This is a genomic window from Bradyrhizobium sp. YCK136, assembly GCF_044570075.1.
GTDB classification, from domain to species: Bacteria; Pseudomonadota; Alphaproteobacteria; order Rhizobiales; family Xanthobacteraceae; genus Bradyrhizobium; species Bradyrhizobium diazoefficiens.
Genome location: NZ_CP172424.1, coordinates 9,084,633 through 9,110,311, shown reverse-complemented (window position 1 = coordinate 9,110,311; position 25,679 = coordinate 9,084,633). Strand labels below are relative to the sequence as shown.

The 25,679-nt window shown below is 66.0% G+C and carries 26 protein-coding genes; 14 read left to right on the top strand and 12 right to left on the bottom strand.

Annotated elements, in window-relative coordinates; translation table 11 throughout:
* Positions 1 to 9: 9 nt before the first annotated feature.
* Positions 10 to 1,656, bottom strand: coding sequence for a malonate decarboxylase subunit alpha (gene mdcA / locus ACFLEY_RS44055; protein ID WP_211433480.1), 1,647 nt, complete (start codon positions 1,654 to 1,656; stop codon positions 10 to 12).
* A gap of 193 nt (positions 1,657 to 1,849) precedes the next feature.
* Between mdcA and madL the strand changes: the two genes are divergently transcribed.
* The 8 genes from madL to ACFLEY_RS44015 all read left to right on the top strand — a co-directional run bounded on the left by madL (position 1,850) and on the right by ACFLEY_RS44015 (position 8,540).
* Positions 1,850 to 2,284, top strand: a complete 435-nt coding sequence (madL, locus tag ACFLEY_RS44050; protein WP_028173629.1) for a malonate transporter subunit MadL — start codon at positions 1,850 to 1,852, stop codon at positions 2,282 to 2,284.
* The gene (madM, locus tag ACFLEY_RS44045) at positions 2,281 to 3,045 is read left to right on the top strand and encodes a malonate transporter subunit MadM (protein WP_011084096.1); all 765 of its coding nucleotides are present in this window, start codon (positions 2,281 to 2,283) and stop codon (positions 3,043 to 3,045) included. The genes madL and madM overlap by 4 nt, the downstream gene beginning before the upstream one ends.
* Positions 3,046 to 3,765, top strand: coding sequence for a GntR family transcriptional regulator (locus tag ACFLEY_RS44040; protein WP_060909307.1), 720 nt, complete (start codon positions 3,046 to 3,048; stop codon positions 3,763 to 3,765). It begins immediately after the preceding gene.
* A 220-nt stretch (positions 3,766 to 3,985) separates the two neighbouring features.
* Complete coding sequence (locus ACFLEY_RS44035) at positions 3,986 to 5,305, top strand: aminotransferase class V-fold PLP-dependent enzyme (protein WP_060912760.1); 1,320 nt, start codon at positions 3,986 to 3,988, stop codon at positions 5,303 to 5,305.
* Positions 5,306 to 5,441: 136 nt separating this feature from the next.
* Positions 5,442 to 5,621 (top strand): hypothetical protein, encoded by a 180-nt coding sequence (locus ACFLEY_RS44030; RefSeq protein ID WP_060909306.1) that lies wholly within the window; start codon positions 5,442 to 5,444, stop codon positions 5,619 to 5,621.
* Between the two features lie 238 nt (positions 5,622 to 5,859).
* Complete coding sequence (locus tag ACFLEY_RS44025) at positions 5,860 to 6,528, top strand: FABP family protein (RefSeq protein WP_060909305.1); 669 nt, start codon at positions 5,860 to 5,862, stop codon at positions 6,526 to 6,528.
* Positions 6,529 to 6,547: 19 nt separating this feature from the next.
* Positions 6,548 to 7,258, top strand: coding sequence for a RibD family protein (locus ACFLEY_RS44020; RefSeq protein ID WP_211433479.1), 711 nt, complete (start codon positions 6,548 to 6,550; stop codon positions 7,256 to 7,258).
* Between the two features lie 10 nt (positions 7,259 to 7,268).
* On the top strand, positions 7,269 to 8,540 hold the full coding sequence (locus tag ACFLEY_RS44015) for an NAD(P)/FAD-dependent oxidoreductase (protein WP_060909303.1): 1,272 nt from the start codon (positions 7,269 to 7,271) through the stop codon (positions 8,538 to 8,540).
* A gap of 49 nt (positions 8,541 to 8,589) precedes the next feature.
* On the opposite strand, the gene ACFLEY_RS44010 is transcribed toward ACFLEY_RS44015, so the two are convergent.
* From ACFLEY_RS44010 to ACFLEY_RS44000, 3 genes are all read right to left on the bottom strand, one after another.
* Positions 8,590 to 8,910 (bottom strand): hypothetical protein, encoded by a 321-nt coding sequence (locus ACFLEY_RS44010; protein ID WP_060909302.1) that lies wholly within the window; start codon positions 8,908 to 8,910, stop codon positions 8,590 to 8,592.
* A gap of 164 nt (positions 8,911 to 9,074) precedes the next feature.
* The gene (locus tag ACFLEY_RS44005) at positions 9,075 to 9,644 is read right to left on the bottom strand and encodes a cysteine hydrolase family protein (RefSeq protein WP_060909301.1); all 570 of its coding nucleotides are present in this window, start codon (positions 9,642 to 9,644) and stop codon (positions 9,075 to 9,077) included.
* A gap of 143 nt (positions 9,645 to 9,787) precedes the next feature.
* The gene (locus tag ACFLEY_RS44000) at positions 9,788 to 10,135 is read right to left on the bottom strand and encodes a DUF3088 domain-containing protein (protein ID WP_028173620.1); all 348 of its coding nucleotides are present in this window, start codon (positions 10,133 to 10,135) and stop codon (positions 9,788 to 9,790) included.
* 110 nt (positions 10,136 to 10,245) lie between these two features.
* Here ACFLEY_RS44000 and ACFLEY_RS43995 point away from each other — a divergent pair, with 110 nt between their 5' ends.
* Both ACFLEY_RS43995 and ACFLEY_RS43990 read left to right on the top strand, forming a co-directional pair.
* Positions 10,246 to 12,075 carry a long-chain fatty acid--CoA ligase gene (locus ACFLEY_RS43995; RefSeq protein ID WP_060909300.1) on the top strand — a complete coding sequence of 610 codons (1,830 nt, stop codon included), beginning with the start codon at positions 10,246 to 10,248 and terminating at the stop codon, positions 12,073 to 12,075.
* A 252-nt stretch (positions 12,076 to 12,327) separates the two neighbouring features.
* A complete protein-coding gene (locus tag ACFLEY_RS43990; RefSeq protein ID WP_060912759.1) occupies positions 12,328 to 13,887 on the top strand; it encodes an oleate hydratase in 1,560 nt (519 codons plus the stop codon).
* Positions 13,888 to 13,928: 41 nt separating this feature from the next.
* On the opposite strand, the gene ACFLEY_RS43985 is transcribed toward ACFLEY_RS43990, so the two are convergent.
* The 7 genes from ACFLEY_RS43985 to ACFLEY_RS43955 all read right to left on the bottom strand — a co-directional run bounded on the left by ACFLEY_RS43985 (position 13,929) and on the right by ACFLEY_RS43955 (position 21,406).
* Positions 13,929 to 15,785: an ATP-binding protein gene (locus ACFLEY_RS43985; RefSeq protein WP_060909299.1), complete on the bottom strand. Its 1,857-nt coding sequence runs from the start codon at positions 15,783 to 15,785 to the stop codon at positions 13,929 to 13,931.
* A 141-nt stretch (positions 15,786 to 15,926) separates the two neighbouring features.
* Positions 15,927 to 16,505, bottom strand: coding sequence for a hypothetical protein (locus tag ACFLEY_RS43980; protein WP_060912758.1), 579 nt, complete (start codon positions 16,503 to 16,505; stop codon positions 15,927 to 15,929).
* Positions 16,506 to 16,708: 203 nt separating this feature from the next.
* Positions 16,709 to 17,452 (bottom strand): CoA transferase, encoded by a 744-nt coding sequence (locus tag ACFLEY_RS43975; protein ID WP_060909298.1) that lies wholly within the window; start codon positions 17,450 to 17,452, stop codon positions 16,709 to 16,711.
* Positions 17,452 to 18,270, bottom strand: coding sequence for a CoA transferase subunit A (locus tag ACFLEY_RS43970; RefSeq protein ID WP_060909297.1), 819 nt, complete (start codon positions 18,268 to 18,270; stop codon positions 17,452 to 17,454). The genes ACFLEY_RS43975 and ACFLEY_RS43970 overlap by 1 nt, the downstream gene beginning before the upstream one ends.
* 33 nt (positions 18,271 to 18,303) lie before the next feature.
* Positions 18,304 to 19,617, bottom strand: a complete 1,314-nt coding sequence (locus ACFLEY_RS43965) for a tetratricopeptide repeat protein (RefSeq protein ID WP_211433478.1) — start codon at positions 19,615 to 19,617, stop codon at positions 18,304 to 18,306.
* A gap of 15 nt (positions 19,618 to 19,632) precedes the next feature.
* On the bottom strand, positions 19,633 to 20,643 hold the full coding sequence (locus ACFLEY_RS43960) for an aldo/keto reductase (protein WP_060912757.1): 1,011 nt from the start codon (positions 20,641 to 20,643) through the stop codon (positions 19,633 to 19,635).
* Positions 20,644 to 20,980: 337 nt separating this feature from the next.
* Positions 20,981 to 21,406 carry a PaaI family thioesterase gene (locus ACFLEY_RS43955; RefSeq protein WP_060912756.1) on the bottom strand — a complete coding sequence of 142 codons (426 nt, stop codon included), beginning with the start codon at positions 21,404 to 21,406 and terminating at the stop codon, positions 20,981 to 20,983.
* A gap of 68 nt (positions 21,407 to 21,474) precedes the next feature.
* Here ACFLEY_RS43955 and ACFLEY_RS43950 point away from each other — a divergent pair, with 68 nt between their 5' ends.
* Both ACFLEY_RS43950 and ACFLEY_RS43945 read left to right on the top strand, forming a co-directional pair.
* Complete coding sequence (locus tag ACFLEY_RS43950) at positions 21,475 to 22,104, top strand: CoA pyrophosphatase (protein WP_060909296.1); 630 nt, start codon at positions 21,475 to 21,477, stop codon at positions 22,102 to 22,104.
* 56 nt (positions 22,105 to 22,160) lie between these two features.
* Positions 22,161 to 23,375 carry a hypothetical protein gene (locus tag ACFLEY_RS43945; protein ID WP_060909295.1) on the top strand — a complete coding sequence of 405 codons (1,215 nt, stop codon included), beginning with the start codon at positions 22,161 to 22,163 and terminating at the stop codon, positions 23,373 to 23,375.
* Between the two features lie 113 nt (positions 23,376 to 23,488).
* On the opposite strand, the gene ACFLEY_RS43940 is transcribed toward ACFLEY_RS43945, so the two are convergent.
* A complete protein-coding gene (locus tag ACFLEY_RS43940) occupies positions 23,489 to 23,791 on the bottom strand; it encodes a hypothetical protein (protein ID WP_011084117.1) in 303 nt (100 codons plus the stop codon).
* Positions 23,792 to 23,986: 195 nt separating this feature from the next.
* On the opposite strand from ACFLEY_RS43940, the gene ACFLEY_RS43935 reads away from it, so the two are divergent.
* Both ACFLEY_RS43935 and ACFLEY_RS43930 read left to right on the top strand, forming a co-directional pair.
* The gene (locus ACFLEY_RS43935; protein ID WP_028173607.1) at positions 23,987 to 24,466 is read left to right on the top strand and encodes a hypothetical protein; all 480 of its coding nucleotides are present in this window, start codon (positions 23,987 to 23,989) and stop codon (positions 24,464 to 24,466) included.
* A 193-nt stretch (positions 24,467 to 24,659) separates the two neighbouring features.
* Positions 24,660 to 25,607, top strand: a complete 948-nt coding sequence (locus ACFLEY_RS43930) for a TAXI family TRAP transporter solute-binding subunit (RefSeq protein ID WP_028173606.1) — start codon at positions 24,660 to 24,662, stop codon at positions 25,605 to 25,607.
* Positions 25,608 to 25,679 lie beyond the last annotated feature (72 nt).

Genomic DNA, 25,679 nt, shown 5'->3' with positions numbered 1-25,679 from the left:
CGAAACTCCTCACCAGTTGCGGAAGCGGCTGGGCGGACGGAAGAGGCCGCCGGAGGCCAGCATGAGGTCCTTGATCGAGCGGGCCGCCAGCAGGCGGCGGTCGGCATCAAGCGGGTCGATGCCGAGATCCTCGGGACGACGAATGACGCCGCGTTGCCTGAGCTGCTCGACCAGCTTCGCATCGCGCGCGCGTCCGATGTCGGTGTACCCGGCGACGCCGCGGATCGCCTGCTCGCGCTCGTCCTTGGTGCGGCACATCAGGAGGTTGGCGATGCCTTCCTCGGTGACGATGTGGGTGACATCGTCCGAGTAGACCATCACCGGCGCGAGATCGAGCTTGAGCTCGCGCGCCAGCTCGAGCGCATCGAGCCGCTCGACGAAGAGCGGGGCATTGCGCTCGCCGAAGGTCTCGCCGATCTGCACCACCAGCTTGCGGCCGCGGCGCAGCGCGGCGTTGGCGTGCGGGGCCGCCTCGGCGCCGGCCTTGAGCCAGGGTTCGCTCGGATGGCGGCGGCCATGTGGATCGGATCCCATGTTGGGCGCGCCGCCGAACCCGGCGATGCGGTTCGTCGTCACCGTCGAGCTGTGGCCCTCGAGATCGATCTGCAGCGTCGATCCGATGAACATGTCGCAGGCATAGAGGCCGGCCGTTTGGCAGAAGGCGCGATTGGACCGCAGCGAGCCGTCGGGGCCGGTGAAGAAGATGTCGGAGCGCGCGGCGACATAGTCCTCCATGCCGACTTCCGACCCGAAGCAGTGGATCTGGTCGACCCAGCCGGATTCGATCGCCGGAATGAGGGTTGGATGCGGGTTGAGCGCGAAGTGGGTGCAGACCTTGCCCTTGAGGCCGAGCTTCTCGCCATAGGTCGGCAGCAACAGCTCGATCGCGGCGGTGTTGAAGCCGATGCCGTGATTGAGGCGGCGTACGCCGTAAGGCGCGTAGATGCCCTTGATGGCGAGCATCGCCGTCAGGATCTGGGTCTCGGTGATGGCGGCGGGGTCGCGGGTGAAGAGCGGCTCGACGTAGAACGGCCTGCCGGCTTCGACCACGAAATGCACGAGGTCGCCGGGAATATCGACGCGCGGCACCTTGTCGACGATCTCGGTGACCTGCGCCACCACGAGACCATTTTTGTAACTCGTCGCCTCGACGACGGTCGGTGTGTCCTCGGTGTTCGGCCCCGTATAGAGGTTGCCGTCCTTGTCGGCACTCACCGCGGCGATCAGCGCGACGTTTGGCGTGAGATCGATGAAGTAGCGGGCGAACAGCTCGAGATAGGTATGGACCGCGCCGAGCTCGATCTTGCGGCCGAACAGCATGCGCGCAATGCGCGCCGATTGCGGGCCCGAATAGGAAAAGTCGAGCCGCCGAGCGATGCCCTTCTCGAAGATATCGAGGTGCGCGGGCAGGACCACGCCGGACTGCACCATGTGCAGGTCGCTGATCTCAGCGGGGTCGAGGTTCGCAAGCGCCGCGGCGAGGATGTCGGCCTGCTTCTGGTTGTCGCCCTCCAGGCACACCCGGTCGCCTGATCGGATCACAGCCGCAAGAAACACGGGCAGGCTCGGGAGCGGGACGATCTTTCCCTTCGCGTGCCGCCGGCCGGCCGTCAGGCGCTCTCCCAGAGCGGCCTTTTGCATACCCCAATTGCTCATCTCGGCTCCTTGGCATGCGAGGTTGCCTTCATTTGTGCCGAATGTATGCGTATTGCGTCTTAATGTCAATTAGTGTATACGCAAACTCATAAGCGATGGATATTCGCATACACAGGAGGAGATTTGAGATGCGAATGCATGCAAGGCGTCCAAGTCGCGTGGCCGGAGCTCCGTTCGTTCAGGGGAGGCGCCCGTGACCGTTTCCGGCGTAGCGCTGCTCTCCATCTGCACGTTGCTGGGGGTCTTGCTGGGGGACCTGCTCGGCATCGCCCTCGGCGTTAAGGCCAATGTCGGTGGCGTCGGCATTGCCATGATGTTTCTGATCGCCGCCCGGCTCTGGCTGGTGCGGCACGGCCTGCTCAGCCACGGTCTCAAGACCGGCGTCGAGTTCTGGGGCAGCTTCTACATTCCGATCGTGGTCGCCATGGCGGCGCAGCAGAACGTCGTCGCTGCGGCCAAGGGCGGTCCCATCGTCGTCATCGCGGGGATCGGCGCGGTCGCCGTGTGTTTCGCGATGGTGGCCCTGATCGGCCGGCTCAGCGGCCGTGTCGAGACCATGGACGAGATCGAGGCGCGAGAGGCGCTCGAGGCGAGCGTGCCCCACTTCAAGTCCGGGAGGATCGGATGACGATGATATCGCACATTCTAGCTGCAAACTCGCTGCTCACCGCTTTCGCGGCCGTCGGGATCCTGATGTGGGTCTCCGGAGCGATCTCGAAATACCTCACCTTCGGACGCATCCACGGCTCGGCGATCGCGATCATGCTGGGTCTCGTGCTGGCCTTCTTCGGAGGCCTCGCCACAGGCGGTGAAAAGGGCGTCGCCGACCTGCCGGCGCTGACCGGGATCGGCCTGATGGGCGGCGCGATGCTGCGCGACTTCGCCATCGTCGCGACCGCCTTCGAGGTCGATGTCGTTCACGCGCGCAAGGCCGGGGCCATCGGTGCGGTCGCGCTTGGGCTCGGAACTGTCGTCCCGTTCATTCTGGGCGTGTTCGTCGCCGCGGCATTCGGTTACACCGATGCCATCTCGATGACGACGATCGGCGCCGGCGCGGTGACCTACATCGTGGGGCCGGTCACGGGGGCTGCGATCGGCGCATCCTCGCCGGTTATTGCGCTCTCGATCGCGACCGGTGTATTCAAGGCGGTGATCGTCATGATCGGTACGCCCTTCGTGGCGAAGATGATCGGTCTGAACAATCCGCGCAGCGCGATGGTGTTTGGCGGCTTGATGGGAACGGTCAGCGGCGTGTCCGGAGGGCTGGCGGCGACGGACCGGCGTCTGGTGCCGTACGGTGCGCTGACGGCGACGTTCCACACCGGGCTCGGGTGTCTGGTCGCGCCCTCTGTTCTTTACTTCGCGGTGCGCGCGATCACGGGAGGCTGAATGGCAGGATTGTTGAAAGTCGCAGCCGACGCCGAGGACGATGGCGGGCTGCTCTCCGATCGCATCCGCAACGCGCTCACCGACGAGATCGCCTCGGGTGCGCTGGTCGCCGGTTCCGCCCTGGAAGAGCAGCTGCTGGCCGATCGCTTCGGGGCCTCCCGCACGCCGGTGCGGGAGGCGCTTCGCCAGCTCGTGGTCAGCGGCCTCGTCGAAGTGCGGGGGCGGCGCGGCCTCGTCGTGGCGCGGATGACGCCCGAGCGCATCATGGACATGTTCGAGACCAGTGCCGAGGTCGAGGCGATGTGCGTCAGGCTCGCGACCTATCGCATGACCCCGCTCGAGCGCAGCCATTTGATCGAGCTGCATGACGCCTCGCTGAAGATGGTCGAGGCCAATGACGTCGATGCCTATGACGCGTTCAACCGGGAATTCCACGAATGCATCTACCGGGCGACGCACAACTCGTTTCTGGCCGAGCAGGCGCAGGATGTCCGCTCGCGCCTCAGCGCCTTTCGCCGCACGCAATTGCGGCACGGCGATCGCATTCGCAAGTCCCGCGACGAGCATGACGTCATCATGCAGGCGATCGCCGAAGGCGATGGCGAGACCGCATCGCGCAGAATGCGGGCGCATATGTTGAACGCGGCCGCGGCGCTTCGGCGCTACATCGATGATCGCCTGGGCGGACCGGCCGACGGGCCTGCACCCGACAACACCTGACGATTGCGGTTGTGCTCCGATGTTGAAACTAAGCAGATCGGTGCGGGCGTGAGTTGCCAGCAGGGCGCGCGGCTTTCCCGTTTTGACGAGGCCGGTGTGTGCGGCCAACCAGATCGTATTCCCTGCCGGGGCAACGTCCGGCATCATCAGACTGTCACCGCCCTGTCATCGGTGTTCCATTGATCGCTGCTCCTTTCGCCGCGCAGCGCAGAGGGTGGACATGCATCTGATCAAGACAATTTCTTCCGACCGCCGGTCGATCCTGAAGGGCCTCGCGGCCGCAGCTGTCGCGCCGCTGGCGGCGCCGGCTCTTGCCGCCGAGGGCCTGCCGGCGCAGCCGACCGGATCGGCGGTCGCAATCGCCACCGACAAGGCCTATTGGACGGCCGTGAAGGGGCTCTATGCCGTGACGCCCGATGTCGTCAATCTGGAGAACGGCTTCTGGGGCATCATGGCCGAGCCCGTGCGGCGCGAGTTCATCCGTCTGTCCGACATGGTCAACTATCAGAACACCTATTACGCGCGGCAGCACGCGGGCGCGGATTTCGAGGCCGTGCGGGCCAGGGTGGCGGAGGCGGTTGGAGCTGCGCCCGAGGAAATCGCGCTCACCCGCGGCGCGACCGAAGCGCTGCAGCTGCTCATCGGCGGATACAACAAGCTGAAGCCCGGCGACAGCGTGCTCTACGCCGACCTCGACTACGATTCGATGCAATATGCCATGAATGCGCTCAAAGCGCGCCGCGGTGTCGACGTGGTCAAGTTCGACGTGCCGGAGCCGGCCACCCGGCAGGCCGTGCTCGACGCCTATGCCCGCGCCCTCGAGGCGAATCCGAAGACCAGGCTGCTCCTCCTCACCCATGTCAGCCATCGCACCGGCCTCGTCATGCCGGTCACCGAGATCGTCCGCATGGCCAGGGCCAAGGGCGTCGACACCATCCTCGACGCCGCTCATTCCTGGGGACAGATGGACTTCAGGGTGGGCGAGCTCGAGGTCGATTTTGTCGGCTTCAACCTGCACAAATGGATCGGCGCGCCGGTCGGCGTCGGCTTCCTCTACATCAGGAAGGACCGCCTCGCCGACATCGACCGCGACCTCGGCGACGAGGATTTTCCGGCGACCGACATCCGCTCGCGCGTACACACCGGCACGGTCAATTTCGCGACGGTGCTGACGGTGCCCGCGGCCGTCGAACTGCATCAGCAGATCGGCGCCGCGGCGAAACAGGCCCGCCTGCGCTACCTGCGCGACTACTGGGTCAGCCGCGTTCGCGGCTTCAAGGACATCGAGATCCTGACGCCGGACGAGGCCGGCCTGTATGGTGCGATCACGTCCTTCCGCCTCGCCGGCAAGACGAGCAAGGCCGACAACGACGCCGTCGTGGCGAAGCTCAGGGACACCTACAAGGTCCTGACGGTTCGCCGGGCTGGCGTCGCCAAGGGCCAATGCATCCGCGTGACGCCGGCGCTCTACACCGAGGAGGCCGATCTCGACCGGCTCGTCGAGGCGCTTGCCGCCATCACGGGTACGAAGTCGGGCTGAACCCGCGCGGGGCGGAGTGCAATCGGCCAGCGCATCGACAATCATCGCGTGATCGCCGGCACATATCATTCGAGCCGGTCAATCTAGCTTGTTGTCAGGTGGTTCGCAGTGAGCCACCAGGCAAAGGACAAGACTCATGCGCAATTACATCCTTGTGGCTCTCGTAGCGATCGCATTGGCAAACGTGGTGACGCCCTCGAACGCGACGACCATCGTCCGCGACCATCGCGACCCGCCCGTCGTGCGCGACCATCGCAATCAGACCATCGTTCGCGACCACCGCAATCAGCCGGAGGTCCGCGACCACCGCCACTAGACGTCCTTGCGACGGAGCCGAACCCAATCGGTTCGGCTCCGCTTCGCGGTTCAAGCCATTGAGACCGCGCTTCGTATTTTCCCCCGCGAACTCTCTTTTTCCCCCGCGAACTCTCTGGAAGGCCACCGATCGTCTGCGCGTGGCGCGGATGTCCATTCGCGATTGTGAGGCTTGAGCACGAGCCATGTTGCCGCCTCCGTGCTATTGCTGCTCCCCGCAACTTCCCGCGAGGACACTCATGCTTCCCCTTCCCGCCGACATCTTCACCGAGCCCGAGAACGTCTCGCCCGACGGTCTCGCCAACCTCGGCCCGCTGCGCCGTCTCGCAGGCAGTTGGCAGGCCGACAAGGGGATCGACGTCAACCCGAAGGCCGAAGGACCGGAGCGGCGGACCTTCATCGAGCGAATTCGGATGGACCCGATCGATCCGCAGGCCAACGGGCCGCAGCTGTTCTACGGCCTGCGTTATCACATCCACATCAACACGCCCGAGGAGGACATCACCTTCCACGACCAGGTCGGCTACTGGCTGTGGGAGCCCGCGACCGGGCTGATCATGCAGACGCTGGCGATCCCGCGCGGGCAGGTGCTGCTCGCCTCGGGCAAGGCCGGACCTGATGACAGGAAAATTGCGGTCACGGCGAAGCGCGGCGACACCGCTTACGGGATCTGCTCGACCGACTTCCTGGAACAGGCCTTCCGCACCGACGCTTACCGCTGCGACATCACCTTCAACGACGACGGAAGCTGGACCTACCTGATCCAGACCGAGTTGTTCGTCCGCGGCGCGCCGTTCAATCATCACGACACCAACACGCTCCAGCTCGTTGCGCCGCCAAAACTCAATCCGCTCGCGGCGATCGTCAACGATCGCGCCAAGAGCGGCGGCAGCGGAACGGCGGGTTGAGCGCAGTCCGGAGATTTGCATGAAGCCGTATGTCATCTGTCTGATGCATTCCAGCCTGGACGGCCGCACGCACCCCAGTCGCTGGCGTCCGAAGGGCGCGGGCACGGACTGGTTCGAGAAGATCCATGACGAGCTCGGCGGCGATGCCTGGGTCATCGGCCGCGTCACCGGCTCGGAGTTCGCCAAGGGCAAGCCCTATCCCGCGACCTCGGGCGAGACGTTTCCGCGTCAGAACTGGTTTGCGCGGCGTGATGCAAAGACTTATGGCGTCGTGCTCGACGCGCAGGGCAAGATCGGCTGGGGCCGCTCCGATATCGGCGGCGATCCGATTGTCGTGGTGCTGACAGAGGGCGTGCCGGATTCGCATCTTGCAGGCCTGCGCGCCGAGGGTGTGTCCTACATCTTCGCCGGCAAGTCGGAGATCGACCTCGCGCTGGCGCTGGACATCCTCAACCGCGAGCTCGGCGTGAAGCGCCTGCTGGTCGAGGGCGGCGGCGTCGCCAATGGCGCGTTCCTGCGCGCCGGTCTCATCGACGAATTCAATCTCATCCTCAGCCCCGCGGTGGATGGCGCAAGCGGCGCGCCCTTCGTGTTCTCTTCGACGGAAGCCGACAGCGACAAGCGCGCGCCCCTCGCCGCGATGACGCTGGAGGGGGTACGGGAGCTCGGCAGCGGTGTCCTGCTGCTGCGCTATCTGATCAAGAACGATCCGCAGGACGTGGGTAAGTAAAAGCACCGGCATGTCGGACAAACCACAGCATATCGTCATCGTCGGTGCCGGCGCGGCCGGCCTGATGGCGGGGCGCGAGCTCGCGCGCGCGGGCAAGAAGGTGACGGTCCTGGAAGCACGCGAGCGCTGCGGCGGGCGCATCCACCCGCTGCCGGCGGCGGAGTTCGGCTACCCCGCCGATGGCGGCGCCGAATTCGTCCATGGCGATGCCCCGGTGACACGCGCCCTGCTGCGCGAGGCGGGGCTGTCCCTTCAGGAGATCGAAGGCACGCTATGGAGATTTGACGGTGCAAATTTCTCGCGTGAGGATCGCCATGATCCGCACGAGGCGGAGCTGCATGCCGTGCTCGGGGATTTGAAGGACGATCTCACCGTCGCCGATTTCCTGCGCCGTCATTTTGCCGGACCCGAGTATGACGGGCTGCGCTATTCGATCGAGCGGATGGTCGAGGGCTACGATGCCGCCGATCCCGAGCGCGCCTCCACGCTGGCGCTGCGCGAGGAATGGATGGACGGCGGGCTCCACACGCAGGCGCGCATCAATGGCGGCTATGGCGCGCTGATCGATTTTCTCGCCGCGGAGTGCCGCAGGCATGGCGCGGCGGTCCGCCTCGGCTGCGTGGTGTCGGCGATCGAGGACGAAGGCGGCGCGGCGGTCGTTCGCGGTGCCGGCGGCGGGGTGCATCGCTGCGACCGCGTGATCCTCACGGTGCCGCTGCCGCTGCTGCGCGAGATCGCGCTTCCGGCGAACGTGCGCGCGAAGGCGGCGGCTGCCGACGACATCGGCTTCGGCAACGTCATCAAGATCCTGCTGCGGTTTGCGCGGCCATGGTGGCGTGAGCGAAAGCCGGATCTTGCGGATATGACCTTCCTGCTGTCGGACCAGACCATCCCGGTGTGGTGGACGCGCCATCCGGATCAGCATCCCGTGCTCACCGGCTGGTTCGGCGGCCCGCGGACGGCGGAGCTGCAAGGCCTCGATCCGCAGGCGTTGGTCGAGGCCGGGCTTGGTTCGCTCGCCACCATCTTCGGCCTGTCGCGCGAGGACGTCGCGCGCGACCTCGTCGCGGCCACGGCGACCAATTGGGGGCAGGATCCGCTCGCCCGCGGCGCCTATTCCTGGGCCACGCCGCGGACGCGCGCGGCGCAAACCATGCTCGCGCGCGCCGACGGAGCGGTGCTGTTCTCCGGCGAAGCGCTCTATCGCGGCCGCGACATGGGCACGGTCGAGGCGGCGCTGGCGAGCGGGCTGGAGACGGCGGGTATGATCTTGCGGGGATGAAAAAAGGCCCGCGTGGTCGCGGGCCTTTCGTTCGCAGGCGACCGCCGGTTTACCAGCGGTTGCCGCCGAAGCTGAGGGTCACGCCCGGGCCGCCGCCACCGTAATATCCGTACGGTCCGCCGCCGTAGTAACCGTGGTGCCGCGGGTAATAGCCGTAGCTCCGGTAGTGCGGACGATAGTAGCCATGGTGGTGATGGCGCCATTGATGATGGCGATAGCCATGATGGTGGTGCCTGTGCTGCGCGCTGATGTCGGTCGGCTGGCCTCCCCGCGCGCTTTGCTTCGCGCTTGTGGTGTTGGCCGCGTTCGCCGCCGATCCGCCGGCAAGCGCCGCGGCACCGACGGCCATCGCGACAATGAGATACTTCATGTCACCACTCCAGTTGAATGTCGTGTGACAACACATGGGCGCTGGTTGCGTTCCGGCCAGTGCGGGCGTCGAAACGACGCAGCAGGCGCTGTCCGATTCGGCGCGGATGATCGCGCGGCGTGAGATTTATTGTCGCATCGCCGGCATTGATCGCACTGCTGCCATCACTTCGCCGCGAATGATGCGATCACCTCGCCCGCGGTGATGATGCGGGCGAACTCGCCGTTGAGATTCGACAGCGTCATCGCATGGATCTCCTCGGCGGAATGCGCATCGCCATCGGGTCCGATCCGGTCGAAGGTCCAGGTCGCATCGCGCGCGAGCCGCGTGTCGAAGCCGAGATTGCCGGCCATCCGCGTCGTCGTCTCCACGCAATGGTTGGTGGTGGCGCCGCAAATGACGAGCGTGGCGATGCCGCTTGCGCGCAGGCGCGTCTCGAGGTCCGTGCCGATGAAGGCGCTGTTGACGCGCTTGACGATCACCGCCTCGCCGTCCTGTTCGCGCGCCTCGTCCTTGACGGCGTAGCCGGAGCGCGATGGCAGAAACGACGAATTCGGCTTCGTGCCCTCGTGGCGGATATGAAAGATCGGCGCACCGTTTGCCCTGAACGCCGCGAGCAGATCGACGATGCGGGCCACCGCGTCCGGATTGTTGCGGCGCTTGCCCGCCGCCTCCCATTCGTCGAACGCGCGCTGGACGTCGATGACGATAAGGGCGGGGAGGGGGTGCAGCATAATCGGACCTTTCGGACGGCTTGTCGGGCCGAATATGCGAGGCGATCGGGGAAGCGCAATGCCAATCTTCCCTCGTTTCGCGACGTCATTGCAGGTCCGTGGCCCGGATTGCGCTGCGCTCCATCCGGGCTACGTCGACGTTCCTAAGGATGCGGATCGGGAAAGCCGTGGCGTTCGGAGAGCGCGGCGAGGATGGCGTCCTTGTCGGCGATGAAGGCGCGGCCGCGGTGGGTGCCCGTCTGGTGCCGCGATGTCGCGCCGTCTGCCAGCACGAGCAGCGGCAGCGACTGGTTCTCCTCCCCGACCAGTGCGATCACGGCCTGCCGCGGCTGCGGCCACGCGATGCGCTCGACGTCGAGCTTTTCGGCGAGCGCCGGAAACGAAGCGAGCACGCCCTCCATCAGCGCGCAATGCCAGCAATAGAAGCGCCGGCCCGGATAGGCCGGGTCCTCGAACCCCGGGCGCAGCAGAAACAGCAGGTCGCGCGTCATGGATCGCTCCGAAGCATGGCCGCCTTGCTGAGGATCAAGGCGGCGAGGGCTGGCCGGCCTAGTGTCGAGCCCCCAGATTCATGGGAATCGACGGTGAAGGAAAGGACGCCATGCCGGGGCCGATCAGTCAACCGCAGACGCTCGCCGACGTGAAGACACTGCCTGAGCTGCTGCGCTGGCGCGTCGAGGCGACGCCGGCGGCAGAAGCCTATCGCCATTTCGACGCGCATGCCGGGCGCTGGGTCAGCCAGTCCTGGCACGAGATCGACGCGGAATTCGAGCTGTGGCGGCGGGCGCTGGCCGCGGAGAATTTTTCGCCGGGCGAGCGCGTCGCCATCCTGATGCCGAACGGCATTGCGCATATCGCGATGGACCAGGCGTCGCTGTCGCGCGGTCTCGTGCCGGTGCCGATGCATGCGGTCGACAACCCCGACAGCATCGCCTACATCCTCGCCGATTCCGGCGCGCTGCTGCTGTTCGTCGATACGCTGGCGCGCTGGCAGGCGATCGTGACCACCGGCCAGCCGCTCGATGCGCTCAAGCGCATCGTCTGTGCCGACATGACCGGACCGGTGCCGGCCGATGCACGCATCGTCGCGCTCGACCAGTGGCTTGCGTCCGCGCCTGGCGCGACCGCGCCATTGTCCGACGTCGCGGTGGCGCCGGACGATCTTGCCGCCATCGTCTACACCTCGGGCACGACCGGGCGGCCGAAGGGCGTGATGCTGTCGCATGACAACGTTGTCGCCAATGTGAAGGCGATCGCGCATCGCATCGCGGCGTCGCCCGACGACGTCTTCCTGTCCTTCCTGCCGCTCTCGCACACGTTCGAGCGCACCGGCGGCTATTACTATCCGATCGCGGCCGGGGCCTGCGTCGCCTATGCGCGCTCGGTGCCGCAACTCGGGGACGACCTCAAGCATGTGCGGCCGACGGTGCTGGTCTCGGTGCCGCGGATCTACGAGCGCGTCTACGCGCTGATCATGCAGCACCGCGCATCGGCCGGAAGCATCGAGCGGGCGCTGCTCGATCTCACGATTGCCGTCGGCGGCCGCCGGTTCGACGCGCGGCAGGGACGCGGCGCACTGTCGCTGCTCGACCGGCTGGCCTGGCCGCTGCTGAAGCAGCTCGTCGCCGACAAGGTGCTGGCGCAGCTCGGCGGCCGGTTGCGCGTCGCGGTTTCCGGCGGCGCGCCGATCGCCGAGCCCGTCATTCGTCTGTTTCTCGCACTCGGGCTCGACATTCTCCAGGGCTACGGCATGACCGAGACCTCGCCGGTGATCTCGGTCAACACCCCCGAGGACAACGATCCGCGCTCGGTCGGCCATGTGCTCGACGGCGTCGAGGCCAGGCTGGGTGAGAACGACGAGCTGCTGGTGCGTGGCCCAAGCGTGATGCTAGGCTACTGGCACAAGCCCGAGGAGACGCGCCGCGTGAAGGAGGCCGATGGCTGGCTGCACACCGGCGACCAGGCCCGCATCGAGAACGGGCGCATCACCATCACCGGCCGCATCAAGGATATCCTCGTGACGTCCACCGGCGAGAAGATCGCGCCGGTCGATCTCGAGACCGCGATCCTGGCCGATCCCCTGTTCGAGCAGGCGCTGATGGTCGGCGAGCAGCGCCCGTTCCTCGCCGCGCTGGTTGTGCTCAACGCCAAGGCCTGGGTGCAGGAGAAGGAAAGGTTGGCTGCGAGCGGCAAGCGAGGCGGTGCGGCGGAGCGGGCCGCGCTGCTTGCGCGAATCGCAGCGGCCGTGAAGGCCTATCCGTCCTACGCGACGCCGCGCGCGGTCTGGTGGACGCTGGACCCCTGGACCATTGCTAGCGGCCTGCTCACGCCGACGCTGAAGAACAAGCGCCCCGCGCTCGAACACCGCTTCGCCGAGGAGATCGCGCAGATCTACGCGAAGAAGCCGGCGGCGACGGTGAAGGCGCAGTGACGTCGCCTCTCCCCGCTTGCGGGGAGAGGCCGACGCGCGGAACGCGCGGCGGGTGAGGGGGAGTCTCCGCGAGTCCAACTCCTACCGTTTTTCGCGGAAGCAGCCCTTCTCCCCGTAAGAACGGGGAGAGGGAGAAGAAAGCACTCACATCCTCTTGAATGCCGTGTCCATCGCGCTTGATCCAGCGCAACTTCGCTCGCTGGCCCTCATGCAATGTCGCCGCGAAAGTTCGAATTGCAATCGAGGCAGGTCATGAAGGCGTATTTCATCGGTGGTGGCATCGGATCGCTCGCGGGCGCGGCGTTCCTGGTTCGCGACGCGCAGCTGCCGGGGCGCGACATCGTGATTTACGAGGCGCAGCCGCTGGTCGGCGGCAGTCTCGACGGCGCACTGCTCGCGAACGGCGCCTATTCGCTGCGCGGCGGACGCATGCTCACTACCGACCATTACGAATGCACCTGGGACCTGCTGTCGAGCATCCCCTCGCTCGAGCGTCCGGGCCTGAGCGTGCGCGACGAGACCGTCGCGTTCAACGAGGAGAACCCGGCGCATTCGCGGGCGCGGCTGGTTGACCGCAACCGCTTCAAGATCGACGTCTCCCACATGGGCTTTTCCGCGCGCGACCGGCTCGAGCTGCTGCGGCTCACCGAGGCCTCGGAGGAGACGCTCGGCAACAGCCGCATCACCGACTGGCTGTCGCCAAAATTCTTCGAGTCCAATTTCTGGTACATGTGGCAGACCACTTTCGCCTTCCAGCCCTGGCACAGCGCGGTCGAGCTGAAGCGCTATCTGCACCGCTTCATGAGCGAATTCCCGCGCATCGAAACCCTCGCCGGGGTCAAGCGTACCGTCTACAACCAGTATGACGCGATCGTGCAGCCGCTTGCCGACTGGCTGAAGCGGCAAGGCGTGCAGTTCGTGCGCGGCACGGCCGTCACCGACATGACGCTCGAAGACGAGGGCGGACGCGTGCGCGTGCGCCAGCTCGTGCTCGACCGCGACGGCCGCACCGCCAACGTCCGCCTCGAGGACGGCGATCTCGTGTTCTTCCAGAACGGCTCGATGACGGATGCTTCGAGCCTGGGCACCATGACCGAGCCGCCGCCGCACCTGACCAAGGCCGACAGCCAGGGCTGGGCGCTGTGGGAGACGATCGCGCAGGGACGTCCCGAATTCGGCAATCCGTCCGCGTTCAACAGCTCGATCCCGGAATCGTACTGGCTGTCCTTCACCGTCACCTGCCGCGATCCGCGCTTCTTCGACAAGATGGAGGCGTTCTCGGGCAACAGGGCCGGCACCGGCGGGCTGGTGACGTTCCGGGATTCCAACTGGCTGATGTCGGCGGTGCTATATCATCAGCCGCATTTCGCCGGCCAGCCGAAGGACGTTCAGGTGTTCTGGGGCTATGCGCTGCATCCGGACCGCATCGGCAATTTCGTCGGGAAGCCGATGTCCGAGTGCGGCGGCGCCGACATCCTGAACGAGCTCTGCGGGCACCTGAATTTCGATCGCGACGTGTTCGAGACTGCGACCTGCATTCCCTGCCGCATGCCCTACATCACCAGCATGTTCATGCCGCGCAACGTGACCGACCGGCCGCTGCCGGTGCCCAGGAATTCGGTCAACCTTGCCTTCGTCAGCCAGTTCGTCGAGATCCCCGACGACGTCGTGTTCACCGTCGAATATTCGGTGCGCGCGGCGCAGATGGCGGTCTATCAGCTCATGAAGATCGAGCGCCCGGTGCCGCCGGTGACCCGCCACGACAAGTCGCTCGCGGTGATCTTCGCGACCCTGGAGAAGGCGTTCGCTTGAGGCTTTCGCCGGGATGACGTCGCCGGCGCACGCGACGGCGCCTATCGCGGCGCTGCCAGCGGCAGGCTGACGTGAAAAACGACGCCCCCTGACGGGACGTTTTCGGCCCAGATGCGGCCGCCATGCGCCTGGACGATGGTATGCGCGATCGAGAGGCCTATGCCCATGCCTTGCGCCTTGGTCGTGAAGAACGGCTTGAAGATCTCGGCGACTTTCTCCGCGAGGATGCCGTCGCCCTTGTCGGCGATGGAGACAAGGGCGAGGTTGCCCTCGTTGAGACTGGTTCGTCCGACGACGCGGCGCCGCTCGTCCGGAAGATGGGCCACAGCCTCCATGCCGTTCACGACGAGATTGAGGATGGCCTGCTGGAGCGGAATCTTGTCGCCTTTCACGCGAATGTCTGCGGACGACGGTTGCATGACGAGTTCAACATCGTGGGTCAGGGCCTGCACGGAGAGGAATCGAAACACCTCGCCGACGGTGGCATTGAGGTCGAGCTCGCGCCGTTCGGCCGGGTCTCGCTTCAGAAACGAGCGCAGCCGGCCGATGACTTCGGCGGCCCGCTGATCGTCACGGCGGATGTGGTCCAGGATGTCCCTGATCTCGCCGAGGTCGGGCGCCGGACTCTGTAATATCTGCTGGGCCGTCTCGGCATTGATCAGAATGGCGGCGAGCGGCTGGTTCAGCTCGTTTGCGAGCGAGACGGACATCTCTCCCGCGGTCGCACGGCGGTTCATGTGGGCGAGCTCCGACATGCGCTGGCGCGCCTCGACCTCGGCCACGAAGCGCAGACGGCGCTCGCGCAGCAGAATGGTGATCATCAGCGCCTGCACCAGCACCACGCCTGCAATGATCGCGGAGTGCCAGTAATACTGCTCCCAGAAGGTCGGTTGGCGGAAACGCACCTCGCTGCCGGGGGGCAGATTGGCTTCGTCCACATTCCAGCGCTTCAGCTGCCGCCAGTCGAAGATCGGCCTCACGTTGTTTCCGCTGAACGGTGCGATGCTCGAGGGGGCTTCGCCGTCGAGGATCCGCATCGCCACTTCGCCGGCTTCTCGCCCGATGATTTCGGGCAGCAGCAGGAAGCCACCCACGCCCGACCGTCCGAGGAACGTATCGGATGTTATGATGATCGGGCGGTTCGCACTCTCGGCAACGCGTGCGAGCGCCGAGGCCGGGGCGTAATAGGTGCCTTCGCCGTCGGAATACATCGCCGAGGTCAGGATCGCGGAGCGGTCGGGCAGGGAAGCGACGCGACTGCGGACCTCACGCAGCACCGCGCCGGACAGATCGATGACTTCGAGATCGGGCATTGCGGCCGCGAAGTCCTGCTTCCAATGTCCGTACACCAGCGGATTCTTCCAGGCCTCGCCCACCAGGACGACACGGGTCAGGTCGGGAACGATTGCGCGCGCTGCGGTCAGGAGGTGTGTCGCCCTCACTCTGGCGAAGACGGCCGTCGTATCGGGCAGGAACAGCGCGCGCGTCTCAGGCAGGTCGGGAACGAAGCCGTATACCACGGGCGCGGCGGGCCAGATGTCCTGCTTCCGCTTCTGAAGGAATTTCGCCGATGCGACGCCGATCGAAACGATGACGTCGATCGGCCGCTGCGCATATTTGGTCTTGAGGTGACCGACCAGGCTCAATTCATAGTCCGGTCCCGGGAAGCGGGCGAGATCGAGGCTTTCGCCGTAGATCACCGTGTTGCTCTTCCCGTTCTGCTTCGCGGCGGTGCGGATTCCGGCAAAGATCTCCGAATAAAAGGGCGAGCGAAAATCGGCTTCTTCCAGAACCAGGACCGAACGCTGCTGGGGGCCGTCGGCTGCGACGCATTCACGCGAGAGGCCAGCGAACAAGCAGGCGATCAGGATGCGCGCGAGCCCGCGGATCACACGCATTGCCGGACTCTCGGCCTCGCCTCTGGATGCAATCGGGTCTCCTCAATGAGGATGCACGCGAGAGCATAACCGCCTGACCTGGAGTTTCAACGGAAGGATGCGTGCTCACCCCGGTGACAAGCAGGGCGACACAAGGGGCCGCTACTTGAACGGATCCTGGATCGACGGCGACGATTGCCTGATGCGGCGCACGCTTACCGGCGTGCCGTCGGAGACGAACAGGAGCTCGTACTTCCGGCCCTCGCTGTCGGTTGCGGAGCAGGTGACATCGGTCACCTTCCGGGCGGCGAAATTGCCGGTCTGGCGGCAGATTCCGGTGGAGGTCTGCTCCGCCGGCACCGGCAGGCCGTCGACCTTGGGCCGGTCCTTGGAGTTGAGCAGCATGCGGTCGATCGGCAGCTCGTAGGAGTTGTCGTCGGCCCGCTTGCCGTTCTCGCCGGAGAACGACACGACGTGGTTCGCATCAGTGGGGTCGTCGACAGCGACGGCGAAATTGACCCGGCCGGTGTCGCCATGGGCGTAGGCCACCGTCTTGCAGGCAAGGGTACGTCCCGCGACCTTGAGCGTCTTGCAGTGGCCGGACATCAGCGCCAGCAGATCGATGAAGGCGGTCTGCTGCGCCGGCTGATTGTTGACGGGAATCGGCCTGGAAGGCTCGCCGAAACAAGGGCTTGCGAGGACAACGAAGGCTGCCGCGAGGGCCGGTCGGCAGAGGCGCATCGTGAGGCTCATAGGCCAGGGGATCGCGGAAAGGTTCCGCTCAACAACCATCGAACCGCAAATTGGTTGCGATCCCGTTTGTGCCGCCAAGCCCGTCTGGAATACCACCGCGCCACCCATCGGCGATTCGCCCAAAATCGCCCAACCATCCCGGAAGGCACTTGCCGTCAGGCCAGTGTTTTTTTCGTGGCAGAACCGGAGGGTCACGCCGCCTGCTTCATCGTCCTTGCAAAGGCCGGGTAAGTCTCGGCGAGCTCGTCGAAAATCCGACCGCGCAGCAATGCCAGGGTTGCGGAATCGGGCCGCGCGGTTTCCCGCACGACCTCCGGTTCTTCATAGGTGAAGCCGGTATTCTCCCTGATGTCGGCCGGCGTGAAGGGCGGATGCACCGAGCGCAGGGCGAAGCCGCCTGCCTCGCGGTCGAAGTCGAACAGCGCCATGTTGGTCAGGAGCGCGTATGGCCCGCCGCGGCGAGGGACCTCCGGTGTGGTCGCCCGGGCGCTGACGAAGTCGACCTTCGGCACGAACACGCGCGGGGTGTGCTCCTCGCGAAACAGGATCACGCGCGGAATGAGATGGTAGAGATAGGCCGAGCCGAACGAACCGGGCCAGCGCACATCGGTCTTCGGGTAATCGCCGGTGCCGACGAGGTTGATGTTGCCCGCGCCGTCGATCTGGCCGCCGCCGAGAAAGAACGCATCGACCCTTCCTTGCGCGGCGCAGTCGAACAGCTCGATGCCGCCATTGGTGAAGAAATTATGCCGCTGCGATCCCAGGATCGAGATGCGCACCGGCGGTTTGCCACAGAGTTCGTTGCGTGCGCGCAGCAGCATCGCACCGGCTGCGGGGATCGGCGACGATGCGCCGACCGCGACGTGACGGATGCCGTCGAGCAGGTCGGCAATGGTGGCGATCAGGATTTCGCGCTGTTCGCGTTCCAATGACATCAGGCCACCTGCTTGCGATGGGACAGGAAGGTCGAGAGATAGGCTCGGAAGCCGTCCTCGCTGCGCGCCATCGCCGCATAGCGCGCGATCTCGGCCTCGTCGGCAGGATATTCGTTCCACAGCGCCAGCGGCCAGGCGCCGCGCTCGGCAACCGCGATGGCGTCGACATAGAGCGAGGGCAGCACGCCGGCGGCGGAATCCTCCGTCTCGAACAGATCGCGGTCGACGATGCGTTCGACGGTGACCAGCGTGCGCTTGGCGGCATAGGCCATGGTGGCGAGCTCGCGGAAACGGCCGATCCTGATATTGCCGGCACGGTCGGCCTCCGGCGCATGGAACAGCGCAACGTCGGGCTTGATCGCCGGCACCACCACGACCTTGCGCGCCTCGCCGACCGGGCTGTCGATCACCTTCCAGTCCGGCCGCACCTCGAGCAGATCGCTGCCGATGATGCCGGCGATCGGCATGAAGGGCACGCCGTGTTGCGCCGCCATCAGGCCGGCGTGAATCGCGGGGCAGGTGGCATCGCGCAGCGTTACGCTACCCGCCCGCACCGCGGCGCCGAAACGCGGCGCGCCGCCGGCTTCGCCGAGCGAGATGGCGCTGGTCTCGAGCGTCTTGACCGCACCGGCACCGATCAGGAGATCGGCCTGCATGCCGCTGATGGGGACGCAGACCAGATGAAGATTGTCGATGCCGGCCGCGATGATGGCGGCGGTCGCGGCCATCGCGACGCCGGAGCGGTCCACGGGGACGGCCAGCGATTGCCCCGATGCAACGCGGCTGGCCAGCGCCTCCAGTGCAACGATCTCGGTCATGGGCGTCCTCCGCTTTGTTTTTCTTATCCTGCCTCAAGCCATCGCCGCCTGCCAGCGCGTATCGCGCAGGGAGGGGCGGCGATGCAGGCGGGCGTCGAGCATGCTGCGGGCGCGCGCCAGCTCGCCGCCGCGCATGAGGGCGACAATAAAGGTGTCCTCGATCAATTCGCGCTGGGCATGGCTGCCGCCGATGCGGACGACGTCGGCGAGCACGGGTGCGAGCGTCCGCACGCAGGCCGCATAGTCCGCGTCCGCAAAGGCCGCCAGCGCGCGGCAGATCGCCGGCACCACGGGGCCGGCCGGCAGCTTGCCCTCGACGACCCGCTGCTCGATCACGGCAAGGCGCGCGGCGAGCGCGCCGCGGTTTTGCGTTGCGGCGGCGAATAGCGCCATGTGGACGTCGGCGAACGGCAGGCTCGATTTCGGAAACAGTTTTTGCGCGGCGGCGTCGGCGTCAAGCCAGAGTTCCTGCGGCACGGCGTGGCCGTAAGCAGACAGGCGCCAGAGCAGCGAGGCGCCGTCGGTGACGACGTTGAGCGGCGGCGCCTGCGTCGCGGAGGGCTGCAGCACGTCGGCATAGATCGCAAGTGCGCGTGCGGCGTCGCCATGCTCGAGCGCGCCGAGCGCCTGGTGCCAGCGGATGTGGCCGTGCAGGATTCCGGCGCGGTCGTAAGTGGGAATCCACTCGTCGACGAGACGGTCGGCCGCCTCGATCGAGCCGTCCTCGAACATCGCATGCAGCACGGCGTGCGCGGCATGGGCATTCTGCCGGCGCAGGGCGAAGCCGCGCTCGGTGATGCCGCGGCCGCGGGCTACGTCGCCGTTCTCGATCATCGCCCAGCCGGACATGGTGAGGAACCACCAGTCTTCGCCATAATGCCGCGCGACGCGCTCGCACAGCTCATGCCGCGCGCGGTCGTGATCGGCCATGCCGGAGAAGGCGAACAGGCCGAACGCGCCGAGCGGCAGCGACAGCACCACGGCATCGCGCGGCCATGCCTCGACGTGTTTCAGCGTCGCCGCAATCGCCTCGGGCAGCCGTCCCTCGATCGCCAGCGCCAGGGTCTCGACATGCGAACGCTCACGCTCCGTGCCGCGCTTTGCCGTGAGCTCACGCGCGCGTGCCGCCTTCTGTCGCGCGAGGTCGCCCTGCTGGTAGAAGGCGTGCACGCGGGCGCGGGCGATAAGGGGAAGCGCAAAGTCCGGATCTGCGGCGATGGCGCGCTCCAGCGTCTCCGCCGTACCGGTCCAGCCCGCCAGCATGAGGTCGACGCCGTCGCGATAGGCGGATGCCGCCTCGTGCGAGTTGGTGGAGAACGGCCGGCCGTAGCGGTCTTCATGCGCCATCGTCGCCTCCCGCTGTTATGCCGTCCGCGCGCGGCGGCCTTCGATCGGATAGGCCGGATCGTTGTAGCCCGGCGTCGAGGGATGGCCCGGCGTCACCAGGCGGTCGATCAGGGCTTCGTCCTCGCTGGTGAAGCGATAGTCGAGTGCGCTGATGTAGCCGTCCCACTGCTCCTCGGTGCGCGGGCCCGCCACAATCGAGGAGACGAAAGCGGAGTTCAGCACCCAGGCGACCGCGAACTGGCCGGCGGTGATGCCTTTCGTCTCGGCATGGCTCTTGATCTCCTGCGCGAGCTGGAGCGACTCCGGCCGCCATTCCGTCTGCATCATGCGGGTGTCGTTGCGCCCCGCACGCGTCTCCTTGTCCGGGGCTGCATCCGGCTTGTACTTGCCGGTGAGCACGCCGCGCGCCAAGGGGCTATAGGGCACGATGCCGAGGCCGTAGTAGGCGCAGGCCGGAAAGTGCTCGACCTCGGGCATGCGGTTCATCGCGTTGTAATAGGGCTGGCTCACCGCGGGCCGGTCGATGCCGAGCCGGTCGCAGATGTTGCAGATCTCGGCGACGCGCCAGGCGCGATAGTTCGAGACGCCGAAATAACGCACCTTGCCCGCGCGGATCAGGTCGCCCATCGCGCGCACCGTCTCCTCCAGCGGCGTCGCATGGTCCTCCTTGTGCAGATAGTAGATGTCGATGTGGTCGGTGCCGAGCCGCTTGAGGCTTTCGTCCGCGGCCTGCAGCACCCAGCGCCGCGACAGCCCGACCCGGTTGGGGTCATCGCCCATGGGGTTGGCGAGCTTCGTCGCCAGCACCCAGGCATGGCGGTTGTTGCCGATCGCGCGGCCCACGACCTCCTCGGATGCGCCCTTCGAATAGGCATCCGCGGTGTCGATGAAATTGATCCCGGCTTCATGCGCCTTCGCGATGATCCGCGTTGATGCGGCTTCATCGGTCGGTCCGCCGAACATCATGGTGCCCAGACAGATCGGCGAGACTTTCAGGCCAGTGCGGCCGAGCTGGCGGTATTGCATGGGCGGATCCTTGCTGCTTCTTGTGGGGGCAGCATAGCCATCCCGCTCCGTCATTGCGAGCGCTGCAAAGCAATCCAGAGATGCGTCCGAGGAACGCGTCTGGAGTGCTTCGCCGCGCTCGCAATGACGAGGTTGGGGGAGCGCGTTGTTTCCCCATCGTCGTCCTGGACAAGCGAGCGCTTGGCAACGCGTAGCGTTGTCCAATTGCGAGCGCCGATCCAGGACCCATTACCCCAGGAATTGGTTTTGCGAAGATTCGCGGTTACCGGTTCGCGCTGCAATTTCTCTCAGGGGTAATGGGTCCTGGCTTTCGCCAGGACGACGGCGGAACGCGCCGCTACGCCGGCCCCTTCAAGATCTTGAACACGCCGTTGGCCATCACCACACAGCGGTTGTCCACGCTGACTTCGGTGCTCATGAAAATCAGACTGCGCGTCGCGCGCACCACGCGCGGGCGGGAGATCAGGATGTCGCCGATCTGGCCGGCCTCGACGAAATGGGTGTCGAGCTGCACTGTCGCCATGAACTCCTTGCCGGAGACGTAGCGGGCGGTCATGCCGCAGGTGCGGTCGGCGAACGTCATCATCACGCCGCCCTGGACCATGCCGCGGCGGTTGTGATGCTTGTCCTCGGTGGCGAGTGCGAATTCGTAGCGACCGTCGACCTTGCGCTGCCACAAGGGGCCGATCAAGTGCAAGAAGCCCGTGGTATCGAGGATGGTCCAGCCCTCCGATTTGAGCCTTGCGGCGGCCTTGTTGGTCATCTCGTCGTCCATTCCTCTGCGGGCCTTGCGATCTCATTTCATCGGGGGCGGACGTGGTGTAGTCAAGCATGATGAGACCGTTCGACGATGCCACACGGCGGAATATCGCGGCCGCCTGCGCGGCCTTCACGCGGCTGCCGGAAGACGGCGCAGCGCCTTCGCTGAAGCGCGCCGCGGTGGCGGTCGCGCTGACCGCGGCGGGCGAGGGGGACGACACCGCGTTCCTGCTCACGCTGCGCGCATCGCACCTGCGCGCTCATCGCGGCCAATGGGCCTTGCCGGGCGGACGCTGCGATGCCGGCGAGACGCCGGTCGAGGCGGCGCTGCGCGAGCTCGACGAGGAGCTCGGCCTTCGCCTCACCAGCGCGGAGGTGCTCGGCACGCTCGACGATTATCCGACCCGCTCCGGCTATCTGATCACGCCGGTGGTGGTCTGGGCCACGGCCGCCGCCGCCATCCGTCCGAACCCGGACGAGGTCGCCTCCGTTCATCGCATCGCGCTCACGACGATCGAGCGCGACGACGCCTTTGATTTCACCGCGATCCCCGAAAGCAGCCGCCGAGTGATCCGCTTTCACCACCAGATGAGCCTGATCCACGCGCCGACGGCGGCGTTGATCTACCAGTTCCGCGAGGTGCTGGCGGGGCGGCAGACCCGCGTGACTGAGCTGGAACAGCCGGTGTTCGCCTGGAAGTGACGATGGTAAACGGCGCGTTAACGTGACGGTTACCGGATGCCTGTTAAGAGAGCGGCATGCATCATTCGATTCGAAAGAGCCTTGCGCTGGTTCCATTCGCGCTCGTCCTGCTCGCGCCCGCCGCGCGTGGCGGCGCGTCCGACGCGCTGCCGCCCGCCGTCCGCGATGCCAAGGCCCAGCTCCTGTCGCAGTTTTTTGCCCAAGGCGGGGCGTCGCCCGCTGTGCTCGAATATCGCCGCAAGCTGCAGGAATATCAGGCCGCGCGCGCGGCCTTCGACGAGGAAGCCGGCGCCTATTGGAGCCAGATCTCCGAGAAGCGAAAGACCCGCAATGCCAAGCGGCGTAGCGGGCAGCAGATCACGCTCGACGATTACGTGCTGGAGCATCCGCCGCTCTACACCGGGCCGAAGCGGCCGGTGAATCCGGAGCCGGAGGAAACGCCGGAGCGCCCGACCAAAAAGCCGATCCCCGTCGTCGCCGATCTGCTGCGTGCGGCGCAGGAGCTCTACCAGTTCACGCCGCAGCGCCCGTCCAGCGAGGTCGAGTTCAAGCGCGCCTATGCGCGCTACGCGCTCGCCTCCGGGCTGACGCGCGAGCAGGCCGTGCGGGTCTATTCGTTCGAGACCGGCGGCACCGGCAGTTACGACGTGCAGGCGGGCATCGAGCATGGCGGCAAGCGCGCGATCTCGACCGCGATGGGCTACAACCAGCTCCTGACCACCAACAGCGTCGAACTGCTGGCCGAGCAGGGCCATGAATTCATTCGCGCGCTCTCCGACAAGGTGGCGCGGACCTCGGGCCCGGCGCGGCAGTCGCTCGAGCACAAGCTCACCGTGCTGAAGAAAATGGTGGCGCATGCGAAGTCGGTGCCGGACACCTGGTCGGAGCACGAGAAGATCGGCAACACCGCGCAGGGCTGGGCGATGCATGCCATGGTGCTCGACGTCGATATCGGACCGATGCTGCAGACCCACAAGCTGCTGACGTCGGTGCTGTTCGCGCGCGCAAAGGGCTACGCGCGTCCGCTCACGGCGGCCGAGCTCGAGATGATGAACCTCACCGGCGACGGCACCGGCCTCGACATGGTGACGATGCCGCAGGCGATGCGCGAGCAGGTGCCGACCTCGAACTTCTTCCAGCGCGGCGGCTACGAGCGCAACCCGGTCGCGATCCGCCACAACACGGTGGCGAAGCTGCTCGCGGTGACGGATACGCGGATGGACAGCAACAGCAACAATGCCGGCGCGCGGGAGCTGGCGGGGGCGTTTTAGGACGCTGCCGTAGGGTGGGCAAAGCGAAGCGTGCCCACCGCTTTCGACCAGAGTGTGCTGACAGGTGGTGGGCACGGCGCTAACGCGCCTTTGCCCACCCTACGGTGCCGTGCCTACTGATCCGGCCCGAACTTGAACTTGCCGTCGCCTTCCAGATACGGGCCGCTGCGCATGTAGAGCTGGCCGTTGTGGCCGATGAAGAACAGCGTGCCCTTCGGCACCTTCTTGGCGCCCTTCAGCAGCTCGCCGGCATTGCTGGTGCCCATCTTGTAGGAATAAGTCTTGCCGTCCCTGTCATAGGCGTAGCCCATGTCGGGCTTGAGCTCCCAGGGCGTCGCCTCGGTCTGCGCCAATGCGGGTGCTGTGAATGCGCCGAGCGCGGCTGCGATTGCAAATGTCTTCGTTGAAAATACCATGATCCTATCCTCCCCATCGTCGGGGTGCCCGGCTTGAACAAATCACGAACGGCATTTTCGGGTCAATTCGCGAAAGCGCCGCGGCGCATCACGTCTTGTCCAGCAGTTTGTGATTTTCCCTTCGTCCCCTCGCGACTATGTTCCGCTTTCCGTCTAGAACGCAATTCGACAAAAATATTGGTGGGGATGATTCGAATGAACCATGTCATTAAAGCCTGCTCGGCTGCCGCGCTGTTGCTTACGGCGCTGGCTCCGGCCGCCCGGGCCGATGATTACCAGCTCAGCCACAACCAGCGGATCTCGTGCAGCCGCGGCCTTGCCCCGGGCAAGCTGAACACGGCGACCTGCAAGTCCTACACCTATCTCTTCAACACCAGGACCTCGGAATATTTCCGTTGCCAGGTATCGCTGGCCCTGACCCGGGACAACAAGGAAGTCATCAACGTCCAGACCGACGGCGGCTGCACCAAGAAGCCGCGCATCTTCGAGACCGACGGACATTACGACTTCGACGCCACCGAGACCGAGCCGCCGAACACCAATTCGTTCTTCGGCCCCGGCGGCTACTCGGTCTGGGCTGCTGACGTCACCGCGCAGAAGGTGCGCGGCTGCATCATCATCTCCTCCGGCCTCGGCTCCGACATCTCCAAGTGCCTGGACATGACGTTCCAGTGAGCAGATTGCGCGCTCGAACACGATGCGTTCGGGCGCGCCGCGATCCGGCTGCGCCACGTCGCCGCACCCGTCGGGTTCCCCAAAAGTCGAGCCGGAACGGCTGTTTACCGCAGTCCTGTTTTGCCTATTGGATGGGTTGACCCGCCCCCCTCATCCGGCCAATTTCCCCGCCGGTTTGGGGAGTACAGAAATCATGAAACGGACGATTTTCGGCGTGGCCGCGGCTCTTGCTCTGGCGGCGTCGGCGCCTTGCGCGCATGCGCAATCCTTCATCAACGTGCTGACCGGAGGCACCTCCGGCGTCTACTACCCGCTCGGGGTCGCGATCGGGAAGATCTACGGCGACAAGATCCCGAACGTGAAGACGCAGGTGCAGGCCACCAAGGCGTCGGTCGAGAACCTGATCCTGCTCCAGCAGGGCCGCGGCGAGCTCGCGTTCACGCTAGGCGACTCGCTCAAGGCGGCCTGGGACGGCGACGAGGAAGCCGGCTTCAAGACCAAGCTCGACAAGCTCAGGACCATCGGCGCGATCTATCCGAACTACATCCAGATCGTCGCGACCACCGAGAGCGGCATCAAGACGCTGGCCGACCTCAAGGCCAAGAGCCTGTCGGTCGGCGCGCCGAAGTCGGGCACCGAGCTGAATTCCCGCGCGATCCTCAGCGCGGCCGGCATGAGCTACAAGGACCTCGGCAAGGTGGAGTATCTCCCGTTTGCCGAATCCGTCGACCTCATGAAGAACCGCCAGTTGGGTGCGACGCTGCAATCGGCCGGGCTCGGTGTGGCCTCGCTGAAGGATCTCTCCACCTCGAGCCCGATCACGGTGGTGTCGGTGCCGAAGGAGACCGTCGACAAGATCGGCCCGCCCTTCATCGCGGCGACCATTCCCGCCAACACCTATACGGGCCAGGACAAGGACGTGCCGACCGCGGCCGTGGTCAACTATCTCGTGACCAGCTCGGCGGTGTCCGACGATCTCGCCTACCAGATGACCAAGCTGGTCTACGAGTCGCTGCCGGAATTGCAGAATGCCCACGCGGCCGGCAAGGAGATCAAGCTCGAGACGGCCGCCACCGGCAGCCCGGTTCCGTTGCACCCCGGCGCGATCCGCTATTACAAGGAAAAGGGGCTGATCAAGTAATTCTCCGCTGTCATTCCGGGGCGGCTCGCAAGAGCCGAACCCGGAATCTCGAGATTCCGGGTTCGATGCGTC